The organism is Pseudomonas rhizozeae (genome assembly GCF_031583775.1).
GTDB lineage: Bacteria > Pseudomonadota > Gammaproteobacteria > Pseudomonadales > Pseudomonadaceae > Aquipseudomonas.
The window spans coordinates 48,817-73,689 of record NZ_JAVLSB010000032.1 but is presented as its reverse complement, the minus strand read 5'-3'; the positions used below and the strand labels follow the sequence as shown (position 1 = coordinate 73,689).

The window sequence follows — 24,873 nt, the reverse complement described above, 5'->3', positions numbered from 1 at the left end:
AAGGCGGCTATTAAATCACGTTTGCGGGCGTGGCTCAGCAGGTTCGATGGGTGGTTCGGGAAATGTGTTGTTGGGTTGGGGCTGCTGCGCTGCCCAGCGGGAACAAGCTCCCTCGCCACGGGGTTCATGGTGCTAGCCGCGATTTGTGGCTGGCTTGAGGCTGTCATCGCGGGCAAGCCCGCTCCCACAGGGTATGGTGCTGGGCACAGAAACCGCTAACGCCGCAAGCCCCGTGTGGGAGCGAGCCTGCTCGCGAAGGGACCGGCACAGCCCGCTTGCAGATCCAGGGCATTGCCCACGGCATGGCCACTGGCGGTGTTATCGAAGATGCACCAGGTCGGCACCTCGCTGCGCGCCGATTCCAGCAACTGCGCCGCGTAATCCGCCAAACGCTCAGGCCCATAGTCACTGTGGTAAATGCGTGGCGAGCCGTGCAGTCGCCAATAGCGCACGCCCGGCCAACCGCCCGGTCGATCGCCGCCAGTGATGGGCGAAGGGTCCGCCGCCACCCGGCCGATGCGCTGCTCGATCAGCAACGCTTCAGCATCCAGCCAAGTCTCGTGCCGTGGCTCCAGCACCACAAACCCGTCATAGCGCTCGCGCAGTACAACCATAAACGCTTCGGCGCTCACGGGGTCGTACGCCAGCGACGGCGGCAACTGAATTAACAGGCAACCCAAGCGATCACCCAACGCTAAAGATTGCCCGAGAAACTCATCCAGCAGTGATTCACAACCCAGCAAGCGCTGAACATGGGTGATCGTCTTGGGCATTTTCACCGAAAAACGAAACCCCGCCGGCACCGACTCGGCCCAGCGCTGGTAAGTCTGCGGCCGGTGCGGGCGGTAGAACAAGCTGTTGATTTCCACCGCATTGAGGCGCGCGGCGTACCGCTGCAGATGCGTACCCGCGACAGGGAAACGGGGCCAGTGCTCACGGGGCAGGCTCCAGCCGGCGACACCAAGGTGGATGGGCAGCGAATTCATGGCCTCGTGTGTCCTGGTGGCGGGCAGTTTCATGTTGGAGAAAAGCGTCCACGGCAAGTTCGGTTTTTCTGCCGCAACCGCTCAAGAACAGTCATTCATCGGCGAATAAGCCTCTGACCAGACACCGGCGAAATGCCACCTATACTGCAATTTCCTACCCCATCTGGGGGGGCCTGCACTACCCACAATAAAAAGTAGAGGTGGAACATGGTCTGGCAGCAAATCTACGACCCCTTTGGTAACCCGATGATCTCCACCATCATGGCCGCTGTGCCGGTGGTGGTGATGCTGGCGGCATTGGCGTTCTTTCACATCAAGGCGCACCTCGCGGCGCTGTTGGCGTTGGCTTCGGCGTTGTTGATTGCGATTTTCGCGTTCGGCATGCCCGCCGGAATGGCGGGGTCGGCGGCGTTGTTCGGGGCGGCCAACGGCTTGTTGCCGATTGGCTGGATCGTGTTGAACATCATCTTCCTGCACCGCCTGACCACCGAGAACGGTTCGTTCAAGGTGCTGCAAGACTCGTTGGCGCGGATCACCGATGACCGGCGGCTGCAATTGCTGCTGATCGCCTTCTGCTTCGGCGCGTTCTTCGAAGGCGCGGCGGGGTTCGGTACGCCAGTGGCGGTGACCGGGGCGATTCTGATCGGCCTGGGCTTCTCGCCGCTGGCGGCATCGGGCTTGGCGCTGATCGCCAACACCGCGCCGGTGGCATTCGGGGCGTTGGGGACGCCGATCATCACCCTGGCCAAGGTCACCGGGCTGGATGAAATGGAGCTGTCGATGATGGTCGGTCGGCAGCTGCCGTTCTTCTCGGTGTTGGTGCCGTTCTGGCTGATCTGGGCGTTCGCCGGGTGGCGCAAGATGCTGGAAGTGTGGCCGGCGATTCTGGTGGCCGGGGTCAGTTTCGCGGTGCCGCAGTTCGTCGTGTCGAACTACCACGGGCCGATGCTGGTGGACGTGATCGCCGCGCTGATTTCCATGGCGTGCCTGACCGGGTTCCTCAAGGTCTGGAAACCGGCGACGGTTCATACCTCGGCGGCGCTCTCCGGGCGGGTCGACAACTCGAAGATCGATGCCGAGCACGACGAGAAACCGCAACCCACCGCAGCTTTTGCGGCGGATGCGCGCCCGGCGGTGATGCGCGCGTGGATGCCGTGGATCATCCTCACGGTGTTCGTGTTCGCCTGGGGCACCCAGGGCTTCAAGAACATGTTCGACACCCGCGCGGTGATCGATCCGACCACTCAATCGGCCAAGCTCGACCCGACCGGCAAACCGGTGCGCGAGGCCAACCCGGTGTTCGCCCCGGCGCTGACGTTCAGCAGCCTGCACCAGCAAGTCGAGAAAGTGCCGCCGGTGGTGGCGACGCCGAAAACCGAGGAAGCGGTGTACAAATTCAACTGGCTGACCAGCACCGGCAGCGGCATCTTGCTGGCGGCGATCATCGGCGGCTTGTTGATGGGCTATTCGATTCCGCAACTGGTGCGGCAATACCTGCGCACGATCTGGGTGGTGCGCTATTCGCTGATCACCATTGCGGCGATGCTCGCGTTGGGCTTCCTCACCCGCTACTCGGGGCTGGACGCGACCATGGGCCTGGCATTCGCCGCGACGGGGATTTTTTACCCCATGTTCGGCACGTTGCTCGGCTGGCTCGGCGTAGCGCTGACCGGCTCCGATACCGCGTCCAACGTGCTGTTTGGCGGTTTGCAACGGGTCACCGCTGAACAACTCGGCCTGAGCCCGGTACTGATGGCCGCCGCCAACAGTTCCGGCGGCGTGATGGGCAAAATGGTCGACGCGCAATCGATCGTGGTCGCCTCCACCGCCACCCGCTGGTATGGCCACGAAGGGGAAATCCTCAGGTACGTGTTCTTCCATTCCATTGTGCTGGCGATATTGGTCGGTGGACTGGTGACGTTGCAGGCTTACGTCTCGCCGTTTACCAGCATGGTGGTTGGTGGGCACTGAAACCGGATCGTTGTGCATCACCCTGTGGGAGCGGGCTTGCTCGCGAAAGCGGCGTGTCAGTCGGCATCGATCTTGGATGTGCCGGCATCTTCGCGAGCAAGCCCGCTCCCACACTGGATGTGTGGCGTTAGATGATGTTGTGTCCAGCACAAAATCCTGTGGGAGCGAGCCTGCTCGCGAAAGCGCTAGTTCAGTCACTGAATACCCGACTGACACGCCGCGATCGCGAGCAAGCCCGCTCCCACTTTTTTTGCGGAACGCCTGGGCCGCTTTGTGCACAAACCCATAGACAGGCCCCCGCCTGGCGGCCAATGATGGGCTGAGCTCAATAACAACAAGCGAGCGTCTGAACCGCCATGAACATCCTCTACGATGAACGCGTCGACGGCGTGTTGCCGGACGTCGACAAGCCCGGTTTGCTCCAGGCCCTGCGCACGCAGTGGCCGGAGCTGGAAGTGCTGCAGCATCAGGAAGAACTGCGGCCCTACGAGTGCGACGGGCTCTCGGCCTACCGCACCACGCCGATGCTGGTGGTGCTGCCGCGCACTTTGGAAGAGGTGCAAGGCGTGTTGCGCACCTGCCACGAACGCCAGGTGCCGGTGGTGGCGCGCGGTGCCGGCACCGGGTTATCCGGCGGCGCCCTGCCCCTGGAAAAAGGCGTGCTGCTGGTGATGGCGCGCTTCAATAACATCCTGCACATCGACCCCGCCGCGCGCACCGCGCGGGTTCAACCCGGCGTGCGCAACCTGGCGATTTCCCAGGCCGCTGCGCCGTTCGGGCTGTATTACGCGCCCGATCCTTCGTCGCAAATAGCCTGCTCCATCGGTGGCAATGTCGCGGAAAACGCCGGCGGCGTGCACTGCCTGAAATACGGCCTGACCGTGCATAACCTGCTGCAAGTCGACATTTTCACCGTCGAAGGCGAATGCCTGACCCTCGGCTCGCAAGCCCTGGATTCCCCAGGCTTCGACCTGCTGGCGCTGTTCGCCGGCTCCGAAGGCATGCTCGGGGTGATCACCGAAGTCACGGTCAAACTGCTGCCCAAACCGCAAACCGCCAAAGTGCTGCTGGCGGCATTCGACTCCGTGGAGAAGGCCGGGCGCGCGGTGGGCGATATCATCGCTGCCGGGATAATCCCCGGTGGCCTGGAGATGATGGACAACCTGGCAATTCGCGCCGCCGAGGACTTTATCCACGCCGGATACCCGGTGGACGCCGAAGCGATCCTGCTGTGTGAACTGGATGGTGTCGAAGCCGACGTCCACGATGACTGCGACCGCGTGCGCCAAGTGCTGGAACAGGCCGGCGCCACCGAAGTGCGGCTGGCCAGGGACGAAGCCGAGCGCGTGCGTTTCTGGGCCGGACGCAAGAATGCCTTTCCGGCGGTCGGGCGCCTGTCGCCGGATTATTACTGCATGGACGGCACCATCCCGCGCCGCGAATTGCCTGGCGTGCTGCAAGCCATCGCCGCGTTGTCCGCCGAATACGACCTGCGCGTGGCCAACGTTTTCCACGCCGGCGACGGCAATATGCACCCGTTGATTCTGTTCGATGCCAACCAGCCCGGCGAACTGGATCGCGCCGAAGCCCTGGGCGGCAAAATTCTAGAATTGTGCGTCAAGGTCGGCGGCAGCATTACCGGCGAGCACGGCGTTGGCCGCGAGAAAATCAACCAGATGTGCGCGCAGTTCAACAGCGATGAGCTAACCCTGTTTCACTCCATCAAGGCCGCGTTCGACTCCAGTGGCCTGCTCAACCCCGGCAAAAACATTCCGACCCTGCACCGGTGCGCCGAATTCGGCGCGATGCACGTGCACATGGGCCAGTTGCCCTTCCCCGAACTGGAGCGTTTCTGATGCAGCACGAACGCGACATCGACCACAGCGCAGCGTTGCTGGAGGAGGTCAATCAGGCGCTGCACGGCAATACACCGCTGCGGATCCAGGGCGGCAACAGCAAGGCATTCCTCGGCCGCATCACCGGCGGCGAAGTGCTCGACACCCGCAGCCATCGCGGGATTGTCAGTTACGACCCGACCGAACTGGTGATCACCGCACGCTGCGGTACGCCCCTGGCAGAGCTCAACGAAGTGCTCGCCGCTGCGCAGCAAATGCTGCCGTGCGAACCACCGTCCTTCGGCGCTGACGCAACCGTCGGCGGCATGATCGCCAGCGGCCTGTCCGGGCCTCGGCGGCCATGGTCTGGCTCGGTGCGCGATTTCGTGCTCGGCACGCGGGTCATCACCGGCCTCGGCAAACACTTGCGCTTCGGTGGCGAGGTGATGAAAAACGTCGCCGGTTACGATCTGTCTCGCCTGATGGCCGGCAGTTACGGTTGCCTCGGGGTGATTACCGAAGTCTCGCTGAAAGTGCTGCCGACGCCCCGGCAGACCCTGAGCATCAGCCTCGACATGGACAGTGATCGCGCCTTGCTGCGCCTGGCGGAATGGGCCCAGCAACCGCTGCCGATCAGCGCTGCGTGCCACGACGGCCAACGGTTGCACTTGCGCCTTGAGGGTGGCGAGGGTTCGGTGGCGGCGGCCCATGATCGCCTGGGCGGCGAGGTGCTGGACGGCGGCTTCTGGGCTGACCTCAATGAACATCGACTGGATTTTTTTGATAAGGGCCAGCCGCTGTGGCGCTTGTCGCTGCCCAATAACACGCCACGCCTGTCGCTTCCCGGCGTGCAATTGATCGACTGGGGCGGCGCTCAACGCTGGCTGAAAACCGACGCCGACGCGGCGTTCATTCGCTCGATCATCGAGAAAGTCGGCGGCCATGCCACCTGCTACCGCCCTGGTGTGTGCGACAGCCCGTTCCAGCCGTTGCCGGTGGCGTTAATGCGCTATCACCACAATCTCAAGCAGCAACTTGATCCCCAGGCAATATTCAATCCCGGTCGCCTGTACGCGGAGCTTTGAACCCATGCAGACCACCCTCAGCGAACACGCGCGGCAGCTGCCCCGCGCCGAAGAAGCCGAAAGCATCCTGCGCAGTTGCGTGCATTGCGGTTTCTGCAACGCGACGTGCCCGACCTATCAACTGCTGGGCGATGAACTGGATGGCCCGCGCGGGCGCATCTACTTGATCAAGCAAGTGCTGGAAGGCAACGAGGTCACGCGCAAGACCCAGGAACACCTGGACCGTTGCCTGTCGTGCCGCAACTGCGAAACCACCTGCCCGTCCGGGGTCGATTACCACAACCTGCTGGACATCGGCCGCGCGGTGGTCGACGCCGCCGTGCCACGGCCCCTCGGGCAGCGAGTACTGCGCGAGAGCTTGCGCGCATTGACGCCGAATCCGCAGTTGTTTAAAGCGCTGGTGCGTAGCGGTCAGGTGTTCCGTGCACTGTTGCCGTCGCCGATGCAGGCCAAGTTGCCGCGCCATGTGCCGCCCGCCAAACCGCGCCCGGCGACCCGCCACGCACGCCGGGTGCTGCTGCTCGAAGGCTGCGTGCAACCGGGGCTGTCGCCCAACACCAATGCCGCCACCACGCGGGTGCTTGATCGCCTGGGCATCAGCGTCACGCCGGTCAGCGAGGCCGGGTGCTGCGGCGCCGTGGACTATCACCTCGACGCCCAGGCAGCCGGCCTGGACCGCGCCAGGCGCAACATCGACGCCTGGTGGCCGAGCATCGAAAACGGTGCCGAGGCCATCGTGCAAACCGCTAGCGGTTGCGGCGCCTTCATCAAGGATTACGGGCATCTGCTCGAGCGAGACCCCGCCTACGCCGAGAAGGCACGCCAAGTCAGCGCGCTGGCCAAGGATCTGGTGCAAGTACTGCGCGACGAGCCACTGCATGGCCTCGGTGTACGCAGCGCGCAACGTGTGGCGTTCCACTGCCCCTGCACCTTGCAGCACGCACAGAAACTCGGTGGCGCGGTGGAAGCGCTGTTGACTGGGCTCGGCTTTAATCTCACGACGGTGCCGGACAGCCATTTGTGCTGCGGGTCCGCCGGCACCTACTCGTTGACGCAACCGGCGTTGGCCAGACAATTGCGAGATAACAAACTCAACGCCCTGGAAAGCGGGCATCCTGACGTGATTGTGACCGCCAATATCGGCTGTCAATCGCACCTCGACGGTGCCGGCCGCACTCCGGTCAGGCACTGGATCGAACTGGTCGAGGCCGCCTTGCCTTGACCCCTTACTGGAGATACACATGCAAAGCAAAGCCATACTGAGCCAGACCGAAGTCAGCCAGATCCTCGCCGCCGCGCGCGCCGAAGCCCAGGCCAATCAATGGGCGGTGACCATCGCCATCGTCGACGACGGCGGGCATCTGCTGGCCCTTGAACGCCTTGACGGCTGCGCGCCGATTGCTGCCTACATCGCTGCTGAAAAGGCCCGCACCTCGGCCCTCGGCCGGCGTGAATCGAAAGGCTATGAAGAGATGGTCAATGGCGGGCGCACCGCGTTTCTCTCGGCGCCGCTGCTGACCTCGCTGGAAGGTGGCGTGCCAATCCTGTTCGAAGGCCAGGTGGTCGGCGCGGTCGGCGTGTCCGGGGTCAAGGCTGATCAGGACGCGCAAGTGGCCAAGGCCGGGGCCAACAGCCTGAGCTGATCGCCCGCTGCTATATTGACTCAGCGCCGCCACCCATGGGTTCACAGAGGAGCGTACCGATGCCCCGTCTCACTGCGAAGGATTTTGCCCCGGAACTGTTGGAGCTTTATGACTACTACGCCCACGGCAAGATCAACCGGCGCGAGTTTCTCGACCGTGCTGCGTTGTTCACCTTTGGCGGTTTGACCGCCGGGGCATTGCTGGCGTCGCTGAGTCCGAATTACGCGTTGGCTGAACAAGTGCAGTTCACCGACCCTGACATCATTGCCGAATACATCACCTACCCGTCGCCCAAGGGCAATGGCCCGGTGCGCGGCTACCTGGTGCGCCCGGCCAAGGCCAGCGGCAAGGTGCCGGCGGTGGTGGTGGTGCATGAAAACCGTGGGCTCAACCCCTACATCGAAGATGTCGCCCGGCGCTTGGCCAAGGCCGGTTTCATCGCCCTCGCCCCGGATGGCCTGACGTCGGTCGGCGGCTACCCCGGCAACGACGATAAGGGGCGCGACCTGCAAGCGAAGGTCGACCCAGAAAAACTGATGAACGATTTTTTTGCCGCCATTGAATGGCTGATGCAGCACGAGGCCGGCAGCGGCAAAGTCGGCATCACCGGTTTCTGTTATGGCGGCGGCGTGGCGAATGCGGCGGCAGTGGCCTACCCGGAGCTGGGGGCGGCAGTGTCGTTCTACGGTCGCCAGGCGGATGCCAAGGACGTGCCACGGATCAAGGCGCCGGTGCTGCTGCACTACGGCGAACTCGACACGCGCATCAACGAGGGCTGGCCGGCCTATGAGCAGGCGTTGAAAGCAGCAAACAAGACCTACAAAGCCTACATCTATTCCGGCGCCAACCACGGCTTTCACAACGACTCCACCCCCCGTTACGACGAGGCAGCGGCCAATCTGGCCTGGGATCGCACGCTGGAGTGGTTCCGCCGTTATCTGGCGTGAACCTCAGGGTTCACTGGGCGCCGCGACCGTTTTGCTGGCGTTCGCCGGAGCCCTGACACATGCCACGGCCGCGCCGGCGAGCAACACGGCCGGCACGCTGTAGATCCAGAACGACGGCACAATTGGCAACAGCAAGCCCGCCAACACCGGACCGGTGCCGGCACCGATGTCGCGCCACACCGAACGCGTCACCAACGCCTGAACCCGTTCCGGCCCTGGCGTGCGATGGGCAACGATTGGCGGCAGCAACGGTAGCTGCAAGGCCCTGAGCACCACGATGGCCGCCGCGCAACTCCACAGCCAGCCGGCACCGAAGCCGATCAGCGTGACGGAAGTCATCAGCGACAACACCACCAACAGTTTTTCCGCGCCGAAGCGGTCGGCCAGTCGCCCGCCGATCGGGCTCAGGACAATTTCTCCCAGATAGCGCACCGCCAACAACACCCCCGCCATCATCACCGCGCCACCGGGCAACAGATCACTGCCCAGGTACGACAAACCAATGATGAACAAACCGTCGAGAGTCAGGCCTTCGAGGAACGACCAGGCGTCCAGGCTGTTGGGCAATTTCAGGCCCCGACGCTTGGCTGGCAAGGGGTGCTGGCGCTCGGGCAACCCACGGGCCACCAGCAGCCCCGCCAGTGCGGCGATCGCCAGAATCCAGAACACCGGGCGTGGGCCCCAGGCGTAGGCCATGACCGCCCCTAGCGGCAGCGCGATCACCGGCCCCAACGCCGTAAAGGCCCGCGAGCGCCCGGAGCGCCGAGCCGAGCCCACCGGGTCGGCGGTGGCCAGTGCTTGAGTCGACAAGTTGAGCGCAGCGAATGACAAACCCCACAACAAACGCAGCGGTAACAATGCCCAGAACCCGCTCAGCGTGGCGTAACCCACCGCGCAAATCGCTGCCGCCAGCACCGCCAGCAAACCCGTGAGGCGATCGCCGCGCTGAGCGTAGAAACGCGCGACATAGCCATACCCAACGATGCGGATAATCCGGTTGGCCGCCAGCAATAAACCGGCCTCCGCCAGGCTCACGCCAAACTGCGGGGCGAACATCGGAAGCAACAGATAAAGTACCGTATCCGCCGGCAACGCAAGCGCCAGGACCAGGGCCGCCAGGCGTGACTCACGGTCGACGCGCCCGGCCGGAGCAGGGCTTTCTAACGTTGCGCAGACATCGAACGATCTAGACATGCCACCATGCTGCGCCGCCGAGCAGCACACGACAAACGAGATTATCGGCGCGCATGTGTGAGATTATCGAACCCATGGACATGAACCTACCGCCGCTCAACGCTGTTCGCGCGTTCGTCGCCGCCGCTCGCCATCAAAGCTTCACCCTGGCCGCCAGCGAATTGCACGTCACCCACAGCGCTGTCAGCCGGCAGATCAAAGTGCTGGAAGCCTTCATGGGCGTGCGCCTGTTCGACCGGCGCATCCGCCAGGTCAGTTTGACCGTGGAAGGCTTGCGCTTTTACGCCCAGGCCGACGCCGCGCTGAAGCAGATTGCCGTCGCCACCCAATCAGTGATGGGCCAGGCACCAGCGCGGATCGTGCGGATCAATGTGCGACCCTCCTTCGCCGTGCGCTGGCTGATCCCCCGGTTGCCGAATTTCGTCGCGCGCTACCCCGGCATCGAACCGCACGTGCTCACCGACACCCTGCCGCCGGACAAGGCCCTCGACAGTTTCGACATCGCCATTCGCCGTGGCCACGGTGGCTGGCCGGCGTCGATCGAATTACGGCCATTCCTCGAAGATGCGGTGTGCGTGGTGGCCTCCCCGGCACTGCTGGCGATGCACCCGATCGATACGCCGAACGACCTCGCCACGCTGATGCTGTTGTGGGCCAAGAGCCGCAAAGGTGATCTGGACGCCTGGCAAAGCCATGTCGGCGTCGACAAAATCGTGCCGTCCGGGCAGATGCAATTCGACCATGTGCATTTCGTCCTGCAAGCGGCCATCGACGGCCTGGGATTTGCCGTAGTGCCAATCACTCTCGCCTCAAGCGGCATCGCCTCCGGGCAACTGCGCTGCCTGTTCCCCGAGTTGCGCATGCCCGTCACGCGTTACTACTACGGAATCGCCACCGATGCGGGCAGCGAAGCGCAATTGTTCAGCGAATGGCTGGACCACGAGCTGCTTAAGCACAAAAACGCGTTCTGACGGGGGCCGCCTTTCGCTCGCTGCAAGTGGCAACTCAGGCATCCTCGGCCTGAGCCACTGAAGCCGAGCTGCGGCTGCCCTTGAACGCCTCGCGCCGTGCCTGGCGTTCAGCGCTGTAAGCCACGCCTGGCTGGCTGCTCAACTCGCCCCGGCGCAACGGCTGCGCGCAATGCGCACATAACGGGCCGAGCCCCGCCGGTTCGCCGCAGGGTTTGTGGATGTAGGTCACGGCCAGCTCTTCTTCTTGCGACTTGCACCAGGTTTCGCCCCAGGCGCGCAGTGCGATCACCACCGGGTAAAACGCCTCGCCTTTTTCCGTCAGGCGATATTCGTAGCGCGGCGGCCGCTCGCTGTAGCGGTGACGTGCGACCAGGCCGGCGCTCTCCATATTTTTCAGACGTGTGGCGATCATCTGCGGCGTGCCGCCGGTCTGCGCCTGAATGTCGTCGAAACGATGGCTGCCCATGAACAACTCACGCAACACCAACACCGTCCAGCGGTCGCCGACGATGTCTTCGGCCCGGGAAATCGGGCACAGGGTTTCAGGAACAGCTTTATTTATGGCCATGGGGCTTGCCTCTTTCACAGTCACTATGATTATCATATCAACAACGTACCAGGGGCAAGTCCCCGGCACTGACATCCGAAATCCCTGGAGAATCCCGTCATGTCCACCGCCGCCTACCCGCTCGACAGAACCGCTTACTTGCTGGTCGATCCGTACAACGATTTTCTTTCCGAAGGCGGCAAGGTTTACCCGCTGATCGAGCCGATTGCCACGCAAGTGGGTCTGCTCGACAACCTCCGGGCCCTAGACCGCGCCGTGCGCGCCAAGGACATTCAGGTGGTCATCGTACCGCACCGCCGCTGGGAACAAGGCGACTACGAAAACTGGGATCACCCGAGCCCGACCCAATGCAAGGTGCAGCACATGCACCATTTTGCCCGTGGCGAATGGGGCGGCGAATGGCACCCGGACTTCGCCCCGCAAGACGGCGACATCGTGGTTCAGGAACACTGGGGCTCCAGCGGTTTTGCCAACACCGACCTGGATTTCCGCCTCAAGCAGAAGAGCATCACCCACGTGATCATCGTCGGCCTGCTGGCCAACACTTGTATCGAAGCCACCGCCCGTTACGCCACGGAACTGGGGTACCACGTAACTCTGGTGCGCGACGCCACTGCCGCGTTCAAAGCGGAAATGATGCACGCCGCCCACGACCTCAACGGTCCGACCTTCGCCCACGCGGTGGTCACCACTGAGAAACTGATCGCCACCCTGGCGCAGCAGGAGTAAACCAGATGACACTCACCGGACACCTGCTGATCGGCAACACCGACACCGCCGCCAGCCACGGCAGCATGAAAGCGCTCAACCCCGCGACCAACCAATTGCTCGAGCCAGACTTCGCCTTCGGGGGCGTGGCCGACGTCGACCGCGCCGCGATCCTCGCCGACGATGCGTTTGACGTTTACAGCCACACTTCGCTGGCACAGCGTGCGGCATTCCTCGAGAGCATCGCCGACAATCTCGAAGCCGTGCGCCAGGATCTGGCCGAGCGCACATCCCTCGAAACAGGCCTGCCCGCCGCGCAGTTCGAGGGCGAAACCTCGCGCGCGGCATCCCAGTTCCGCCAATTCGCGGAGGTGGTGCGTCGCGGTCGCTTCCTGCACCTGGCGGTTGATCCGGCACAACCCGAGCGCCAGCCGCGCCCACGCATGGACCATCGCTTGCAAAAAATCGCAATCGGTCCGGTGGCGATTTTCGGCGCCAGCAACTTCCCGATTTCCTACTCGGTAGCCGGCGGCGATACCGCTTCCGCCCTCGCCGCTGGCGCGACGGTGATTCTCAAGGCGCACAACGCTCACCCTGGGTCTTCGGAAATCCAGGCCCGTGCCATTCGCAAAGCGGTGCAGGACCACGGTTTGCCAGAAGGCGTGTTCTCGATGGTGCGCGGTGGCGGCAACGTCATTGGCGAAGCGCTGGTGGATCATCCGCTGATCAAAGCGGTGACCTTTACCGGTTCGGAAGCGGGCGGCATGGCGCTGTACCGCCGCGCGCAATTGCGCCCCGACCCGATTCCGGTGTTTACCGAGATGACCAGTGTCAACCCGACCCTGATCCTGCCCCACGCCCTCGCCGCTCGCGGTGCGGCAATTGGTGACGGTTTCGTTGAGCGGATGCTGGTCAACGTCGGCCAGGCCTGCCTGAAACCGGCGATTCTGATTGCCATCGAAGGGGTTGGCTACAACGTTCTGCGCGAGGCGATGAACAAGCGTGTCAGCGAAGCGCCGGCGCGAACGATGCTGACACCGGGCATCCATGCGGCTTACGTCAAAGGTCTGCTGGCGATGGAACAGGCCGGCGCACAATTGATCGGCGTCGGCACCACGGCAGAAGGCGATTTCGATGGCCGCTCGGCAGTGTTCGAAGCAGACGGCGAGCAGTTCTTGAGCGAGCGGCTACTGGCCCAGGAAATCTTCGGCCCGTCGGCGCTGCTGGTAAAGGTCCGCGACGAAGCGCAACTGCTGGCGGTGGCGCGCTCGTTCCGTGGCCAACTGAGCGCCACGCTGCACCTGGAAAACCCGGACCTGGCCTTGGCGCAACGCTTGCTGCCGATCCTCGAACGGCGCACCGGGCGCATTGTGGTCAACGCCTTCGCCCATCCGCAGGAAGTAACCTACGCCACGGTGCACGGCGGTCCATTCCCGGCCACCTCCGACAGCCGCTTCACCTCGGTAGGCATGACGTCGATCGAACGCTTCCTGCGTCCGGTGGCTTACCAAGGGTTCCCGGATGCCCTGCTGCCCGAGGCGTTGCGCGAGCTGAATCCACTGGATTTGCCGCGCCTGGTGGACGGTCAGTAACCGCAGGCCGTCGATCCGTCCTCAGCCATACAGACCCACAATCCGCTTCACCTTGATCAGCGCACTGCGCAGCGTTTCGATGTCCACCGAGCCCAAAGCCAGGCGTATCGCGTGCGGTACGTGGGCCGAGGTGGCAAAGGGCTCGGCGGTGGACACCGAGACGTTTTCGCGCATCAGCGCCATGGCCACCTGATCGGCCCTCGCCTCTTCCGATAGCGGCAGCCAAATGAAGTAGGACGAGGGATGGCGTACGTAGCGCAAGCCGCTCAAGACGTCATCGACAATCGCCTGCCGCGCTTGTGCGTCTTCGCGTTTTTGCGCCTCCAGGCGTTCTACCGTGCCATCGTCGAGCCAGGCCGTAGCGATCGCGGTCATCACCCCCGGCGTGTTCCACGCGGTGGCGCGGATGATCCGTTCCAGATCCGGCATCCAGGCCAGCGGCGCGGCGACGAAGCCGACACGCAAGCCGGTGGCGATATTCTTCGAAACGCCCGAGACATACACCGTGCGCTCCGGCGCCAACGTCGCGAGGGGCGGCGGCGGTGCTTCGGCCAGAAAGGCGTAGGCAGCATCTTCGATGATGTGCAGGTTGTGGGCGCGGGCAATCGCCACCAGACGCTCACGGCTGTCGAGGTCCATCACCCAGCCCAGCGGGTTGTGTAAGGTCGGCATGCTGTAGACCGCGCGCACCGGGCGACGCCGACACAGGTTTTGCAGCGCCTCAAGGTCCGGTCCATGCGCCGTGACTGGAATCGGCACCACCTCAAGGTGCAGCGCTTCGGCCAGCACCTTGAACCCCGGATAGGTCAAGGCATCGGCGGCGATCACGTCACCCGGTTGCAGCAGCGCCATCAGGCACACCGCCAACCCATGCTGGGCGCCATTGACGATCACCACGTGCTCGGCGGCCACGCTCAAACCGCGCAGACGCAAGTGCCGGGCGACAGCGCCGCGATCCTGCGCCCGACCTCCGTGAGGTTGATAGCGCAGCAGTGCTTCGAGATCACCGGACAAGGCCAATTGGCGCAATGCCGTGCGTAACAACTCGGCCTGCCCCGGCAGCGATGGGTAGTTAAAATTCAGATCGCTGACGCCCACCGCCACTGCATGCTGATCCATGCGTTGTCCTGGCGGCAGCGAGGTTTCACGGACGAAAGTGCCGCGTCCGGTTTCGCCGCTGACCAGGCCCATGGCTTCCAGCTCGGCGTACACCCGCGTCGCCGTGGCCAACGCCAGGCCTTCGGCGCTGGCCAACTGACGATGGGTCGGCAGACGCGTACCGGGTGCAAGCCGGCCGGCGCGGATGTCGGCGGCAAACGTATCGACCAGAGACTTGTAGCGAGAGCGCGGCATGTTGACTTGTATCCATGACAATTTTTTGATTGTCTCGATACTCAGCCATAGGATGGCCCACAGGCAACCCCCACCTGAGAGAACGCACATGGAACGAGCTTCGAAACTGCAGACACCGACCCTGAACTCCGCCACCCGCGGCTGGCTCAACGGGTTTATCGGCGTGCTGATTTTCAGCGGTTCACTGCCGGCCACCCGCGTCGCAGTGCTGCAATTTGATCCGGTGTTCCTCACGGTCGCCCGCGCCACCCTCGCCGGCCTGCTGGCGCTGGGCCTGTTGTGGCTGTTCAAGGAGAAACGCCCGGCGCGGGATCAATGGCTGTCGCTGCTGATCGTCGCGCTGGGCGTGGTCCTCGGCTTTCCGCTGCTGACCGCACTGGCCTTACAGTACGTGACCTCGGCGCATTCGATTGTGTTTATCGGCCTGTTGCCCCTGGCCACGGCGGTGTTCGGCGTGCTGCGGGGCGGCGAGCGGCCGCGTCCGGCGTTCTGGCTGTTTTCGCTGCTGGGCAGTGCCTTGGTCGGCAGCTTCGCGATGTCCCGTGGCTTGACCGCCGCGCCACTGGGCGACCTGCTGATGCTGTTGGCGGTGCTGGTGTGTGGCCTCGGTTATGCCGAAGGTGCCAAGTTGTCGCGCACCCTAGGCGGATGGCAGGTGATCTGCTGGGCGCTGGTGCTGTCGCTGCCGCTGATGGCGGTGCTCACCGTGGCGTTGGCACCAGCGACCTTCGCCGATATCCGCGCGCCGGCCTGGTTCAGTCTGGGTTACGTGTCGCTGTTCAGCATGCTGATCGGATTTGTGTTCTGGTATCGCGGCCTGGCCCAAGGCGGAATCGCCGCGGTCGGCCAACTGCAACTGCTGCAACCGTTTTTTGGCCTGGCGCTGGCGGCGACCCTGCTACACGAACAGGTCAGCCTCGGCATGCTTGGGGTGACCGTCGCGGTGATCCTGTGCGTGGCCGGGGCGAAGAAATTCGCCAAATAAGCGTTACCCCACCAGTGCGATCAACTGCTGGCGCTGGGCATCGGTCAGCATCGGGCCGAACCCGGCGCCAGCGTTGTCGAGCATGTATTTCGGGTTGCCGGTGCCGGGGATCACGCAAGTCACCGCCGGGTGCGCCAGCAAGAACTTCAGCGCCAGTTGTGCCCAACTGTTGACCTGCACCTGCGCCGCCCAACCGGGCAACGGCTTGCCCTGCAAGCGCCCAAGCAAACCACCGCCACCGAACGGCCGGTTGCACAACACCGCCACGCCTCGTTCGCGACACAGCGGCAAAATGCGCTTTTCAACCCCGCGATCATCCAGGGCGTAGTTGATTTGCAAGAAGTCCAGCGGCTCGGCCTTGAGCACCGCTTCAACTTCGTCATAGGCCGACGCAGTGTAATGAGTGATGCCGATGTAGCGAATCCGCCCTTGCGCCTTCCACTCGCGCAAGGTCGGCAGATGGGTTTTCCAGTCCAGCAGGTTGTGGATCTGCATCAGGTCGATGCGGTCGGTTTGCAGCAGCTTGAACGATTGCTCCATCTGCGCGATGCCTTCCTCGCGGCCACGGGTCCAGACTTTGGTGGCCAGGAAGGCTGGCGAACGCGGTTCGTGGATCGACAGTAATTCACCAGTGGTCTGCTCGGCGCGGCCGTACATCGGCGAACTGTCGATGACCGTCCCGCCCTTTGCGAATAACCCGCTGAGCACCGCCGGCAACAGCTTGTACGCCGGGTCCGCAGGCGCGACGTCGAAACCGCGATAGGTGCCCAACCCGACCATCGGCAAGGGTTCGGCGCTGGAAGGGATTGGCCGTGTCTGCATGTGCGTGGCTCCGGTTACCGGTGGCGGCGTGTTGCCCGCAAGCACCGAGTCGAACGTGAACACCGCCGACATCCCGGCCGCCAGCGTCAGTAGTTGTCTGCGGCTGAAGCCGTCAGGGTCGTTCATGGTTGGCCTCCTCCTCGTTAATCACCTCGGCTTGCTCGGCCTGGCGTGCGGCCAGCCAGCCACATAGCCAGGCCCACAGCCCGACGAACGGTACGATCAGCAGCGCCACCAGGCCAAACCCGGCGCCCATGGCCGTCAAGCCGAACGACAACCAGCCACTGGCCGCATCGCCGCCGCGGTACACCAGGGTCTCGATGACGTTCTTGGCCTTGTACTTTTCCTCGCGGCTGACCACCGTCCACAGCACTTCCCGCGCCGGGCGCACGATGGCGAATTCCACCGCGCGGCGCAGCCCTTGCACCAGAATCACTGTAGTCGGCACCGGCGCCAGCGCCATGGCGGTAAACGCGACAATTGTTGCCAGTGGTAACGCGGCCAGCGCGCCACCCACACCAATCAAGCGGATCAGCGGCGCGGTCAGCAGCAATTGGAAGACCAGGGTCAGCGCCGATACGGTCAAATCCACCAGGGCAAAAAACTGCGTGCGACTGGCCACATTGGCGTAGCTGCCCTCGACGATTCGCCCCTGTTCGAAATACAGCAAGGTCGCGACGCTGGTGTGCAGCAGCATGAACAGCACCAGCCCGAGCAGGTAGCGCGAACGCAGAATCAAGGTGACCCCAGCGAGCATGCCGCCGCCCATGCGCTGTTGATCGAGCAAGTGCCCGCTGGATTGCGATTGGGTGCGCGCCAGCAACGCTCGGTAGCAACGCACCGCGACTTCCAGCAGTACCGCTGCGGCCAGCGTCAACGCCACCGGGCCGAGTCGCGTGGCCATGGTTGCTGCCAGCAACGGCCCGATGAAGGTGCCCAAGGTACCGCCGGCAGCGATAAAGCCGAACAACCGCCGGCCCTGCTCGCTGGAAAAACGGTCGACCAGCACGCTCCAGAAAATCGACACGATGAACAGGTTGTAGATGCTGATCCATACGAAGAACACCCGGCCGACCTGCACCGCTGCCACGTGATTGGCGATCAATACGCCGAACGCCAGCATCGACAGCGCGATCAGCCGGTAGATCAACGGCACGAAGCGCACCGCCGGCAGCCGTGACACTAACGCGCCGAACAATGGCACCATCAGCAGCATCACCACGAAGGTCGCGGTGAACAGCCATTGCAACTGATCGGCGCCACCCTCCAGCCCCAGCGCGTCGCGCAACGGCCGCACCAGGTAATAGCTGGCGAGCACGCAGAAGTGAAAAGCGAACCCCAACAGTAAGGCGCTGCGTTCGCCCGGCAGCAGCCTGACCCACTTCAACGGGTTGATGGAGGTCATGGGCGGTGGTTCCAGATGGCAAAGCGGGACATCGGCATCTCCCGGTAGTCGGCTACACTGCTGTTCGCCGTTGGCGCTGTTGGCTGCCGGCGTCCGACGTCGATCACGGCACCACCGCGTGTCAACCCGAGCCCTGCATGTCGCCCACTAAAGTTAGCCGAATGTCCCGTCTCTTGTTAATTGTCTTCGCCATCGTCCTCGCCCTGTACCTGGCGCTGTGCCTCGGCCTGTGGCTGTTTCAGCGGTCGCTGATTTATTTTCCGCAACCCGGCGCCCTCGACAGTTCGGCTTCGCGAATGACCCTGACGGTAGACGCGGTGCCGATCAATGTGTCGATCCGGCCACGCGATGGCCCCAAGGCGTTGCTGTATTTCGGCGGCAATGCCGAAGATGTCTCGCGCAACTTGCCTGAATTCAGCGCGACGTTTCCTGGGCATGCGCTGTATTTGCTACATTACCGGGGGTTCGGCGGCAGCGGCGGCTCGCCGTCGGAAGAAGCGCTTGCGCAAGATGCCCTGGCCTTGTTCGACGAGGTTCAGCGCACGCATCCGCAGATTGCCGTGATCGGCCGCAGCCTCGGCAGCGGCGTGGCGATTCGCCTGGCCAGCCAACGACCGGTGGCGCGGTTGGTGCTGATCACGCCCTTCAACAGCCTCGGTGAAATCGCCGCGCGCCAGTATCCGATCTTTCCGGTGCAATGGCTGTTGCGCGACCGTTTTGAATCCTGGCGCTACGCCCCGAGTATTACGGTGCCGACACGCCTGATCGCCGCGCAGCAGGACGACATCATCCCGCGCGCCAGTACTGAGCGACTGTATCGACAGTTCAAACCCGGCGTGGCTTCGCTGATCGTCCTGCCCGGCGTCGGGCATAACACGATCTCGGAGGCGCCGGAGTACCGGCGGCAACTGGCGGAAGGTCTATAAAACGCAGGCAAAAAAAAGGGCCCGATCAACGGGCCCAAAACTTACAGAGCATTCAGTTACTGGCAACGCGGTCCTTGTCACCGGCGGTCACCAGGGTTTTAAGCGAGTGGTCGAACTGTTTCAGGGCATCCAGTTGCAGCACCCGTTGCTGGTCAATCTGGGCGGCGATCTCCGGGGCCTTTTTGTCGTGCACCCAGACCGATGGCATTTGCTTGTCCACCGCGCCTTCAGCCTTGCCGATGTATTGCAGGTTGGCGTCGTAGAAGGTCGCGACGAACCGCGCTTCAACCTGATTGTTGCGTTGGGTCACCAGGCGATTGAAGGTGTCGAGCATCACCACCACGTCAGGTTTGGCCTGCACCAACTCGTCGAGACTGGCGTAGACGGTGACCGACGCGAACTGTTGCTGCAGCGAGCCGATCAAGTGGTCGATCGCCAGTTTCGGGTCGGAGCTGTTGACCAGCGCATCACGAATCCGCGAATCGAGGCCGGCATCCTTGGCGCCGTTTTGCGCCATCGAATGGTACTGCTCCAGATACTGCAAGGTAGCGACGGTGCCTTCGCTGTAGAGCACACCCACCGACTGGGTCGGTTGCAAGGCTGCGCTGCTTTCAGCGACCGGTGCGAAGTGGCACGACGCAGTGTCAGCCGCATAAGCCGGGGCGGTAACCGTAACAGTGGCAGTCAGTGCAGCGATAAAGGCCAGCAGGATAGACATTCTCATCGCCAAGATTCCTTCAAGAGCGGCTTTGGTATGTCGCTATCCTCCTCCTTTGCCGAAAAATCAGAACATGCGTTTCTTGATGGTGACTATCGACTAAACCAATGGTGGGATTCGCTGGGTTGAGCGTGTCCGTCCTCGAGGGCGCCGGGCACGCCCTCGATGACCGTAATCAGAAGCGCGGCTTGACGGTCTTCCAGTCCGGCTTGTAGCGCTGCATCTGCTTGACGTCGTCCCGCTGGCGAATGCCGCAGCTCAGGTATTGGTCGTGCAGCTTGCCCAACTGGTCGTGGTCCAGTTCCAGCCCCAGACCCGGCGCGCGGGTGATTCTCACGCAACCGTCGACGATCGGCAGCTTGCCGCCCTTGATCACTTCTTCGTCCGCTTCCTGCCAAGGGTAATGGGTGTCGCAGGCGTAATCGAGGTTGGGCACTGACGCCGCCACATGGGCCATGGCCATCAGACTGATGCCCAAGTGCGAGTTGGAATGCATCGACACGCCCAAGCCGAAGGTCTCGCACATTTTCGCCAACGCCTGGGTGTCGCGCAGGCCGCCCCAGTAATGGTGGTCGGCGAGCACGATCTGCACGCTGTTGAGCGCCACGCTGCGGCGGAACTCGTCAAAATCGGTGACCACCATGTTGGTCGCCAGCGGCAAGCCGGTGCGTTTGTGCAGTTCGGCCATGCCTTCCAGGCCCGGCGTCGGGTCTTCGTAGTACTGCAAGTCGTCGCCCAGCAGCTCGGCCATGCGGATTGCAGTGTCCACCGACCAGTTGGCGTTCGGGTCGATGCGCAACGGGTAGCCAGGAAACGCTTTTTTCAGCGCCTTGATGCACGCCACTTCATGCTCCGGCTCCAGGGCGCCGGCCTTGAGCTTGATGCTTTTGAAGCCGTAGGCCTCAATCATCCGCCGGGCCTGGGCGACGATCTGTTCTTCATTCAGCGCCTCGCCCCAGCTGTCCGGCTTGTAGGGCGAATCCACGTGCTGCGCGTACTTGAAAAACAGGTAGGCGCTGAACGGGATTTCCTCACGAATCGCCCCGCCCAACAGGTCCACCAACGGCACGTTGAGCGCATGCGCCTGCAAGTCGAGGAACGCCACTTCAAACGCCGAATACGCGTTGCTCACCGCTTTGCTCGCGTGGGAGCCCGGCGCCAGTTCGGCGCCGGCGATGCTGGTGGTTTTGTTCGCTGCCACCGTGGCTTTGACGATCGTGCGCAACTGGTTGAGGTTGAACGGGTCGAGGCCGATCAACTGGCTTTGCAGTTGTTGCTGGATCGCCAGCGCCGGGGCATCGCCGTAGCTTTCGCCGAGGCCGATGTAGCCGTTGTCGCTCTCGATTTCGATGATCGAGCGCAGCGCAAAGGGTTCATGAATCCCGCTGGCGTTGAGCAGCGGTGGATCGCGAAAGGCGATGGGGGTCACGGTGACTCTGTTGATTTTCAAACGGCTGCTCCTTGTCAGTAGCCAGGACTCAATGGGTTGCCACGGCGGCGCTGCGGGCATGGCCATTACCTTTGGGGGATTGGCTGGCCTTGGGCGTGGTGCGGGCGAAGAAGATCACGATAGCGGCCACCAGCGAGGTCGCGGCCAAGCCGTAGAGGCCACCTTCGATGGAGCCGGTGGTTTCTTCGAGGAAGCCAAACGCGGTGGGCGCGACGAAGCCGCCGAGGTTGCCGACCGAGTTGATCAGCGCAATCACCGCCGCGGCGATGCGGGCATCCAGATAGCTTTGCGGAATCGGCCAGAACAGCGCCGAGGCCGCTTTGAAACCGATGGCGGCGAAGCAGATGGCGACGAAAGCAAAGATAGGCCCGCCGGTGGTCGACATGAACATCCCAAACGCGGCGATCACCAAGGTCAGCGCAACCCAGGCTTGCTGGAATTTCCACTTGCCGGCCATTGATGCGAACCCGTACATGGCGACGATCGAGATGATCCACGGCACCGAGTTGAGCAGGCCGACCTGGAAGTCGCCGAGGTTGCCCATTTTCTTGATCATGCTCGGCAGCCAGAACGTGGCGCCGTAGATGGTCAGGGCGATGGAGAAATAGATGAAGCAGAACAGCGCGATCTGTCGGTCGGCGAGCAGCTTGAACATCGACGGCCTGACCACCTGCACGCCTTCCCGGGCCTGCTGTTCGAGAGCGATGGCGGCAATCAAGGTGTTGCGTTCTTCTTCGCTCAACCACTTGGCTTCACGCGGATGCGACTGCAGCCAGAACCAGACGAAGCCGCACAGCGCGATCGAGGCGAAACCTTCGATCAGGAACATCCACTGCCAGCCATGCAGGCTCAGGCCGCTGATGTTCAACAGTGCGCCGGACACCGGGCCGGAAATCACCGAGGCAATCGCTGAACCGCTGAGGAACACCGCCATGGTCTTGCCGCGTTCCGACGCCGGCAACCATTGGGTGAAGTAATAGATGATGCCGGGAAAGAACCCCGCCTCAGCCGCGCCGAGGATAAACCGCAGCACGTAGAAACTGGTCTCGCCCTGAACGAACGCCATGGCCATCGCGGCGGCGCCCCAGGTGAACATGATGCGGGTCAGCCACACGCGCGCGCCGTAGCGTTGCAGGAGCATGTTCGACGGCACTTCGAACAGCGCGTAACCGACAAAAAACAGCCCGGCACCGAGGCCGTAAGCGGCGGCGCCAATGCCCAGGTCGGTTTCCATGTGGCTGCGCACGAAGCCGATGTTGACCCGGTCGATGTAGTTGACGATGAACATCACCACGAACAGCGGCAGTACGTGGCGTTTCACTTTCGCGGCGGCGCGGGCCAGTACCGTGGGGTCCAGTGAGCTCTGGAGGGTATTCAAGGGGCGACTCCCGATCATTGTTTTTTTAGGGCGACTTTTAACGGTCGCGTCAGGGGTAGTCCCGATCATGGACGCCGACATTGATCCCGTCTAATCTAACTTGGCATTCGATTGATACCTGGATTAGATCAATGTTCGAACTGACGCAACTGCGCTGCTTCACCACCGTCGCCACTGAACTGAACTTCCGCCGCGCCGCCGAGCGCTTGAACATGACCCAGCCGCCGCTGAGCCGGCAGATTCAACTGCTAGAGCATCACCTCGGCGTCGAGCTGTTTACCCGCACCACCCGCAGCGTCGCGCTGACCGCCGCCGGCCGGGCGTTTTTCATCGAGGCGCAGAACCTCCTGGAGCGCGCGCAACAGGCCACGGTCACCGCCCGGCGCTTTGCCGAGGGCGACATCGGGACGGTCAATATCAGCTTCGTCGGTAGCGCGGTGTATGAATTTTTGCCCAAGGTCATCGCAGAAGCGCGGCTCAAGCAGCCGCACGTGAAAATCGACCTGTCGGAGATGAACACTTACCAGCAGCACGAAGCTCTGCGCGCCCGGCGTATCGATTTGGGCATCGTCCGCGCGCCCTTGCAGGAACCCGGCTACGCCACCGAATGCCTGGTGCGCGAACCGTTCATGCTGGCGGTGCCAAGCAGCCATCGCCTGGCCAGTGCCGAGCAAGTCACGGTCAACGATCTGGATCAACAGCCGTTCCTGATGTACTCCCACGCTGCCTATCCGCCGTTCAACGAACTGCTGACCGGCATGCTGCGCTCGGCGCGGGTGGCTCCGGATTACGTGCAGTGGCTCGGTTCGTCGCTGACCATCCTGGCACTGGTCAACGCCGGCATGGGCCTGGCCCTGGTGCCCCGGTGCGCCACCAGCGTGGTGTTCAAGAACGTGGTGTTCCGCGAGATCGATCTGGGTGAAGGGGTGCAGAGCGAGTTGCATTTGATCTGGCGCGAGAACAACGACAACCCGGCGTTTGCCATGTTGCTGGAAGGGATTCGGCGGGCGGTGAGCGAGGGTTGGGGTGGATAGGCGGATGTCCGATAACACTGTGGGAGCTGGCTTGCCAGCGATGACTTCTGCTCAGGCACTAGAGATTTGGCAGGTGTACATATCCATTACTTTGGTGATGGCCTCTATTGGTTCCGCTCTTACAGCGGGTCACTTTGAAAAGCCCAAAGTAACCAAAGGCTTTAATCCCCTCCATTCGGTGCCTCGCCTAGGCTCGGCATGCCTTCACTCCGGCCTTGCTCCGTGGGCCCGCCGCCATCGGCCATCCATGGCCGGGGGCGGCTAACCCGGCATCCATGCCGGGTTGCCCACTGCGCAAGACCTGCGTTCAGCCTCTGGTTAACGGGGCAGAGCAGATCAAGAGCCAGATCAAAAGCAGCCGAGGCGGCCTAGTAGCCGACCTGGCTTCAGGTTGTACGCCTTCGCCATGTGGGAGCGAGCCTGCTCGCGAAGGCGGCGCATCAGTCACCCAAGGTGTTGACTGGCGCACTGTTTTCGCGAGCAGGCTCGCTCCTACAAGGGTTAGGTCTGGTGTGCGGGAGTGATCAAATCCCCTGCCCGCCAGACACTTCAATCCTTTGCCCATTGACCCAGCGGTTGGCTTCCGACAAGAGGCTGGCGATCATCGGTCCGATGTCGTCCGGCACGCCGGCGCGGCCGAGGGCGGTCATGTCGGCGAACAACTGGTTGATTTCCGGGTTGTCGCGCACCGCGCCGCCGCCAAAGTCGGTTTCGATCGCGCCGGGGGCCACGGTGTTGACGGTGATGCCCCGGGCGCCCAGTTCCTTGGCCATGTACACCGAGAGCACTTCCACCGCGCCTTTCACTGCGGCATAGGCGCCGTAGCCGGGGAAGGACACGCGGGTCAGGCCCGACGACAGGTTGACGACGCGACCACCGTCAGCGATCAGTGGCAGCAGGGTTTGGGTGAGGAAGAACACGCCTTTGAAGTGCACGTTAACCAAACTGTCGAATTGCGCTTCGCTGGTTTCGGCAATCAGTGCGTAATCACCATGCCCGGCGTTGTTGATCAGGTGATCGAAGTGCTCGCGCTGCCAGGTGTCACGCAACGCTTGGCGCAGGCGTTCGGCGAAATCGGCAAAGCCACGGACGTTGCCGGTGTCCAGTTGCAGGGCCACGGCCTGGCGGCCCAGGGCGGTGATTTCGGCGACCACGGCGTCGGCGTCGGCGCTGCGGCTTTGGTAAGTGACGATCACATCGCCGCCGTGACGGGCGATGCTCAGTGCGGTATTGCGACCGAGGCCACGGCTGGCTCCGGTGACGAGGGCAATCTTGCTCATGGTGGCAACTCCTGGTGGGTGT

22 protein-coding genes are annotated in these 24,873 nt (G+C 63.2%); 12 read left to right on the top strand and 10 right to left on the bottom strand.

Going from position 1 to position 24,873, the window contains the following annotated elements; genetic code table 11:
* Window positions 1-215: 215 nt before the first annotated feature.
* The gene (locus RG836_RS10330) at window positions 216-986 is read right to left on the bottom strand and encodes a DUF72 domain-containing protein (protein WP_310845185.1); all 771 of its coding nucleotides are present in this window, start codon (window positions 984-986) and stop codon (window positions 216-218) included.
* A 207-nt stretch (window positions 987-1,193) separates the two neighbouring features.
* Between RG836_RS10330 and RG836_RS10325 the strand changes: the two genes are divergently transcribed.
* The 6 genes from RG836_RS10325 to yghX all read left to right on the top strand — a co-directional run bounded on the left by RG836_RS10325 (window position 1,194) and on the right by yghX (window position 8,467).
* Window positions 1,194-2,957: an L-lactate permease gene (locus RG836_RS10325; RefSeq protein WP_310845184.1), complete on the top strand. Its 1,764-nt coding sequence runs from the start codon at window positions 1,194-1,196 to the stop codon at window positions 2,955-2,957.
* A 356-nt stretch (window positions 2,958-3,313) separates the two neighbouring features.
* The gene (gene glcD, locus RG836_RS10320) at window positions 3,314-4,813 is read left to right on the top strand and encodes a glycolate oxidase subunit GlcD (protein WP_310845183.1); all 1,500 of its coding nucleotides are present in this window, start codon (window positions 3,314-3,316) and stop codon (window positions 4,811-4,813) included.
* Window positions 4,813-5,877, top strand: a complete 1,065-nt coding sequence (gene glcE, locus RG836_RS10315) for a glycolate oxidase subunit GlcE (protein ID WP_310845182.1) — start codon at window positions 4,813-4,815, stop codon at window positions 5,875-5,877. The genes glcD and glcE overlap by 1 nt, the downstream gene beginning before the upstream one ends.
* A 4-nt stretch (window positions 5,878-5,881) precedes the next feature.
* Window positions 5,882-7,099: a glycolate oxidase subunit GlcF gene (gene glcF, locus RG836_RS10310; protein WP_310845181.1), complete on the top strand. Its 1,218-nt coding sequence runs from the start codon at window positions 5,882-5,884 to the stop codon at window positions 7,097-7,099.
* Between the two features lie 19 nt (window positions 7,100-7,118).
* Window positions 7,119-7,520: a heme-binding protein gene (locus RG836_RS10305; RefSeq protein WP_310845180.1), complete on the top strand. Its 402-nt coding sequence runs from the start codon at window positions 7,119-7,121 to the stop codon at window positions 7,518-7,520.
* 59 nt (window positions 7,521-7,579) lie between these two features.
* Window positions 7,580-8,467 carry a YghX family hydrolase gene (gene yghX, locus RG836_RS10300; RefSeq protein WP_310845179.1) on the top strand — a complete coding sequence of 296 codons (888 nt, stop codon included), beginning with the start codon at window positions 7,580-7,582 and terminating at the stop codon, window positions 8,465-8,467.
* A gap of 3 nt (window positions 8,468-8,470) precedes the next feature.
* Here yghX and RG836_RS10295 read toward each other — a convergent pair whose 3' ends face one another.
* Window positions 8,471-9,661, bottom strand: a complete 1,191-nt coding sequence (locus tag RG836_RS10295) for an MFS transporter (protein WP_310845178.1) — start codon at window positions 9,659-9,661, stop codon at window positions 8,471-8,473.
* Between the two features lie 80 nt (window positions 9,662-9,741).
* Between RG836_RS10295 and RG836_RS10290 the strand changes: the two genes are divergently transcribed.
* Window positions 9,742-10,632, top strand: a complete 891-nt coding sequence (locus RG836_RS10290) for a LysR substrate-binding domain-containing protein (RefSeq protein WP_310845177.1) — start codon at window positions 9,742-9,744, stop codon at window positions 10,630-10,632.
* A 34-nt stretch (window positions 10,633-10,666) separates the two neighbouring features.
* Here RG836_RS10290 and RG836_RS10285 read toward each other — a convergent pair whose 3' ends face one another.
* Window positions 10,667-11,200, bottom strand: a complete 534-nt coding sequence (locus RG836_RS10285; protein WP_310845176.1) for a winged helix-turn-helix transcriptional regulator — start codon at window positions 11,198-11,200, stop codon at window positions 10,667-10,669.
* Window positions 11,201-11,299: 99 nt separating this feature from the next.
* On the opposite strand from RG836_RS10285, the gene RG836_RS10280 reads away from it, so the two are divergent.
* Window positions 11,300-11,929 carry a cysteine hydrolase family protein gene (locus tag RG836_RS10280; protein WP_310845175.1) on the top strand — a complete coding sequence of 210 codons (630 nt, stop codon included), beginning with the start codon at window positions 11,300-11,302 and terminating at the stop codon, window positions 11,927-11,929.
* Between the two features lie 5 nt (window positions 11,930-11,934).
* The gene (locus tag RG836_RS10275) at window positions 11,935-13,500 is read left to right on the top strand and encodes an aldehyde dehydrogenase (NADP(+)) (protein ID WP_310845174.1); all 1,566 of its coding nucleotides are present in this window, start codon (window positions 11,935-11,937) and stop codon (window positions 13,498-13,500) included.
* Between the two features lie 21 nt (window positions 13,501-13,521).
* Here the strand turns inward: RG836_RS10275 and RG836_RS10270 are convergent, their stop codons facing one another.
* Window positions 13,522-14,853, bottom strand: a complete 1,332-nt coding sequence (locus tag RG836_RS10270; RefSeq protein WP_310845173.1) for an aminotransferase-like domain-containing protein — start codon at window positions 14,851-14,853, stop codon at window positions 13,522-13,524.
* Window positions 14,854-14,941: 88 nt separating this feature from the next.
* On the opposite strand from RG836_RS10270, the gene RG836_RS10265 reads away from it, so the two are divergent.
* Window positions 14,942-15,838, top strand: coding sequence for a DMT family transporter (locus RG836_RS10265; protein ID WP_310845171.1), 897 nt, complete (start codon window positions 14,942-14,944; stop codon window positions 15,836-15,838).
* A 3-nt stretch (window positions 15,839-15,841) separates the two neighbouring features.
* Here the strand turns inward: RG836_RS10265 and RG836_RS10260 are convergent, their stop codons facing one another.
* Window positions 15,842-16,786 carry an aldo/keto reductase gene (locus tag RG836_RS10260; RefSeq protein WP_310845170.1) on the bottom strand — a complete coding sequence of 315 codons (945 nt, stop codon included), beginning with the start codon at window positions 16,784-16,786 and terminating at the stop codon, window positions 15,842-15,844.
* Window positions 16,773-18,065 carry an NTP/NDP exchange transporter gene (locus tag RG836_RS10255; protein ID WP_310845168.1) on the bottom strand — a complete coding sequence of 431 codons (1,293 nt, stop codon included), beginning with the start codon at window positions 18,063-18,065 and terminating at the stop codon, window positions 16,773-16,775. The genes RG836_RS10260 and RG836_RS10255 overlap by 14 nt, the downstream gene beginning before the upstream one ends.
* Window positions 18,066-18,202: 137 nt before the next feature.
* Between RG836_RS10255 and RG836_RS10250 the strand changes: the two genes are divergently transcribed.
* Complete coding sequence (locus tag RG836_RS10250) at window positions 18,203-18,991, top strand: alpha/beta hydrolase (RefSeq protein WP_310845167.1); 789 nt, start codon at window positions 18,203-18,205, stop codon at window positions 18,989-18,991.
* A 52-nt stretch (window positions 18,992-19,043) separates the two neighbouring features.
* Here RG836_RS10250 and RG836_RS10245 read toward each other — a convergent pair whose 3' ends face one another.
* From RG836_RS10245 to RG836_RS10235, 3 genes are all read right to left on the bottom strand, one after another.
* Window positions 19,044-19,715: an ATPase gene (locus tag RG836_RS10245; RefSeq protein ID WP_310845166.1), complete on the bottom strand. Its 672-nt coding sequence runs from the start codon at window positions 19,713-19,715 to the stop codon at window positions 19,044-19,046.
* Between the two features lie 169 nt (window positions 19,716-19,884).
* Entirely contained in the window at window positions 19,885-21,159 is a 1,275-nt protein-coding gene (locus tag RG836_RS10240) for a glucarate dehydratase family protein (protein ID WP_310845165.1), read from the bottom strand.
* Window positions 21,160-21,187: 28 nt separating this feature from the next.
* Window positions 21,188-22,537, bottom strand: a complete 1,350-nt coding sequence (locus RG836_RS10235) for an MFS transporter (RefSeq protein WP_310845163.1) — start codon at window positions 22,535-22,537, stop codon at window positions 21,188-21,190.
* 131 nt (window positions 22,538-22,668) lie between these two features.
* On the opposite strand from RG836_RS10235, the gene RG836_RS10230 reads away from it, so the two are divergent.
* Window positions 22,669-23,571, top strand: coding sequence for a LysR family transcriptional regulator (locus RG836_RS10230; RefSeq protein WP_310845161.1), 903 nt, complete (start codon window positions 22,669-22,671; stop codon window positions 23,569-23,571).
* Between the two features lie 524 nt (window positions 23,572-24,095).
* Here the strand turns inward: RG836_RS10230 and RG836_RS10225 are convergent.
* Window positions 24,096-24,851 carry an SDR family NAD(P)-dependent oxidoreductase gene (locus tag RG836_RS10225; protein WP_310845159.1) on the bottom strand — a complete coding sequence of 252 codons (756 nt, stop codon included), beginning with the start codon at window positions 24,849-24,851 and terminating at the stop codon, window positions 24,096-24,098.
* Window positions 24,852-24,873: the final 22 nt, after the last annotated feature.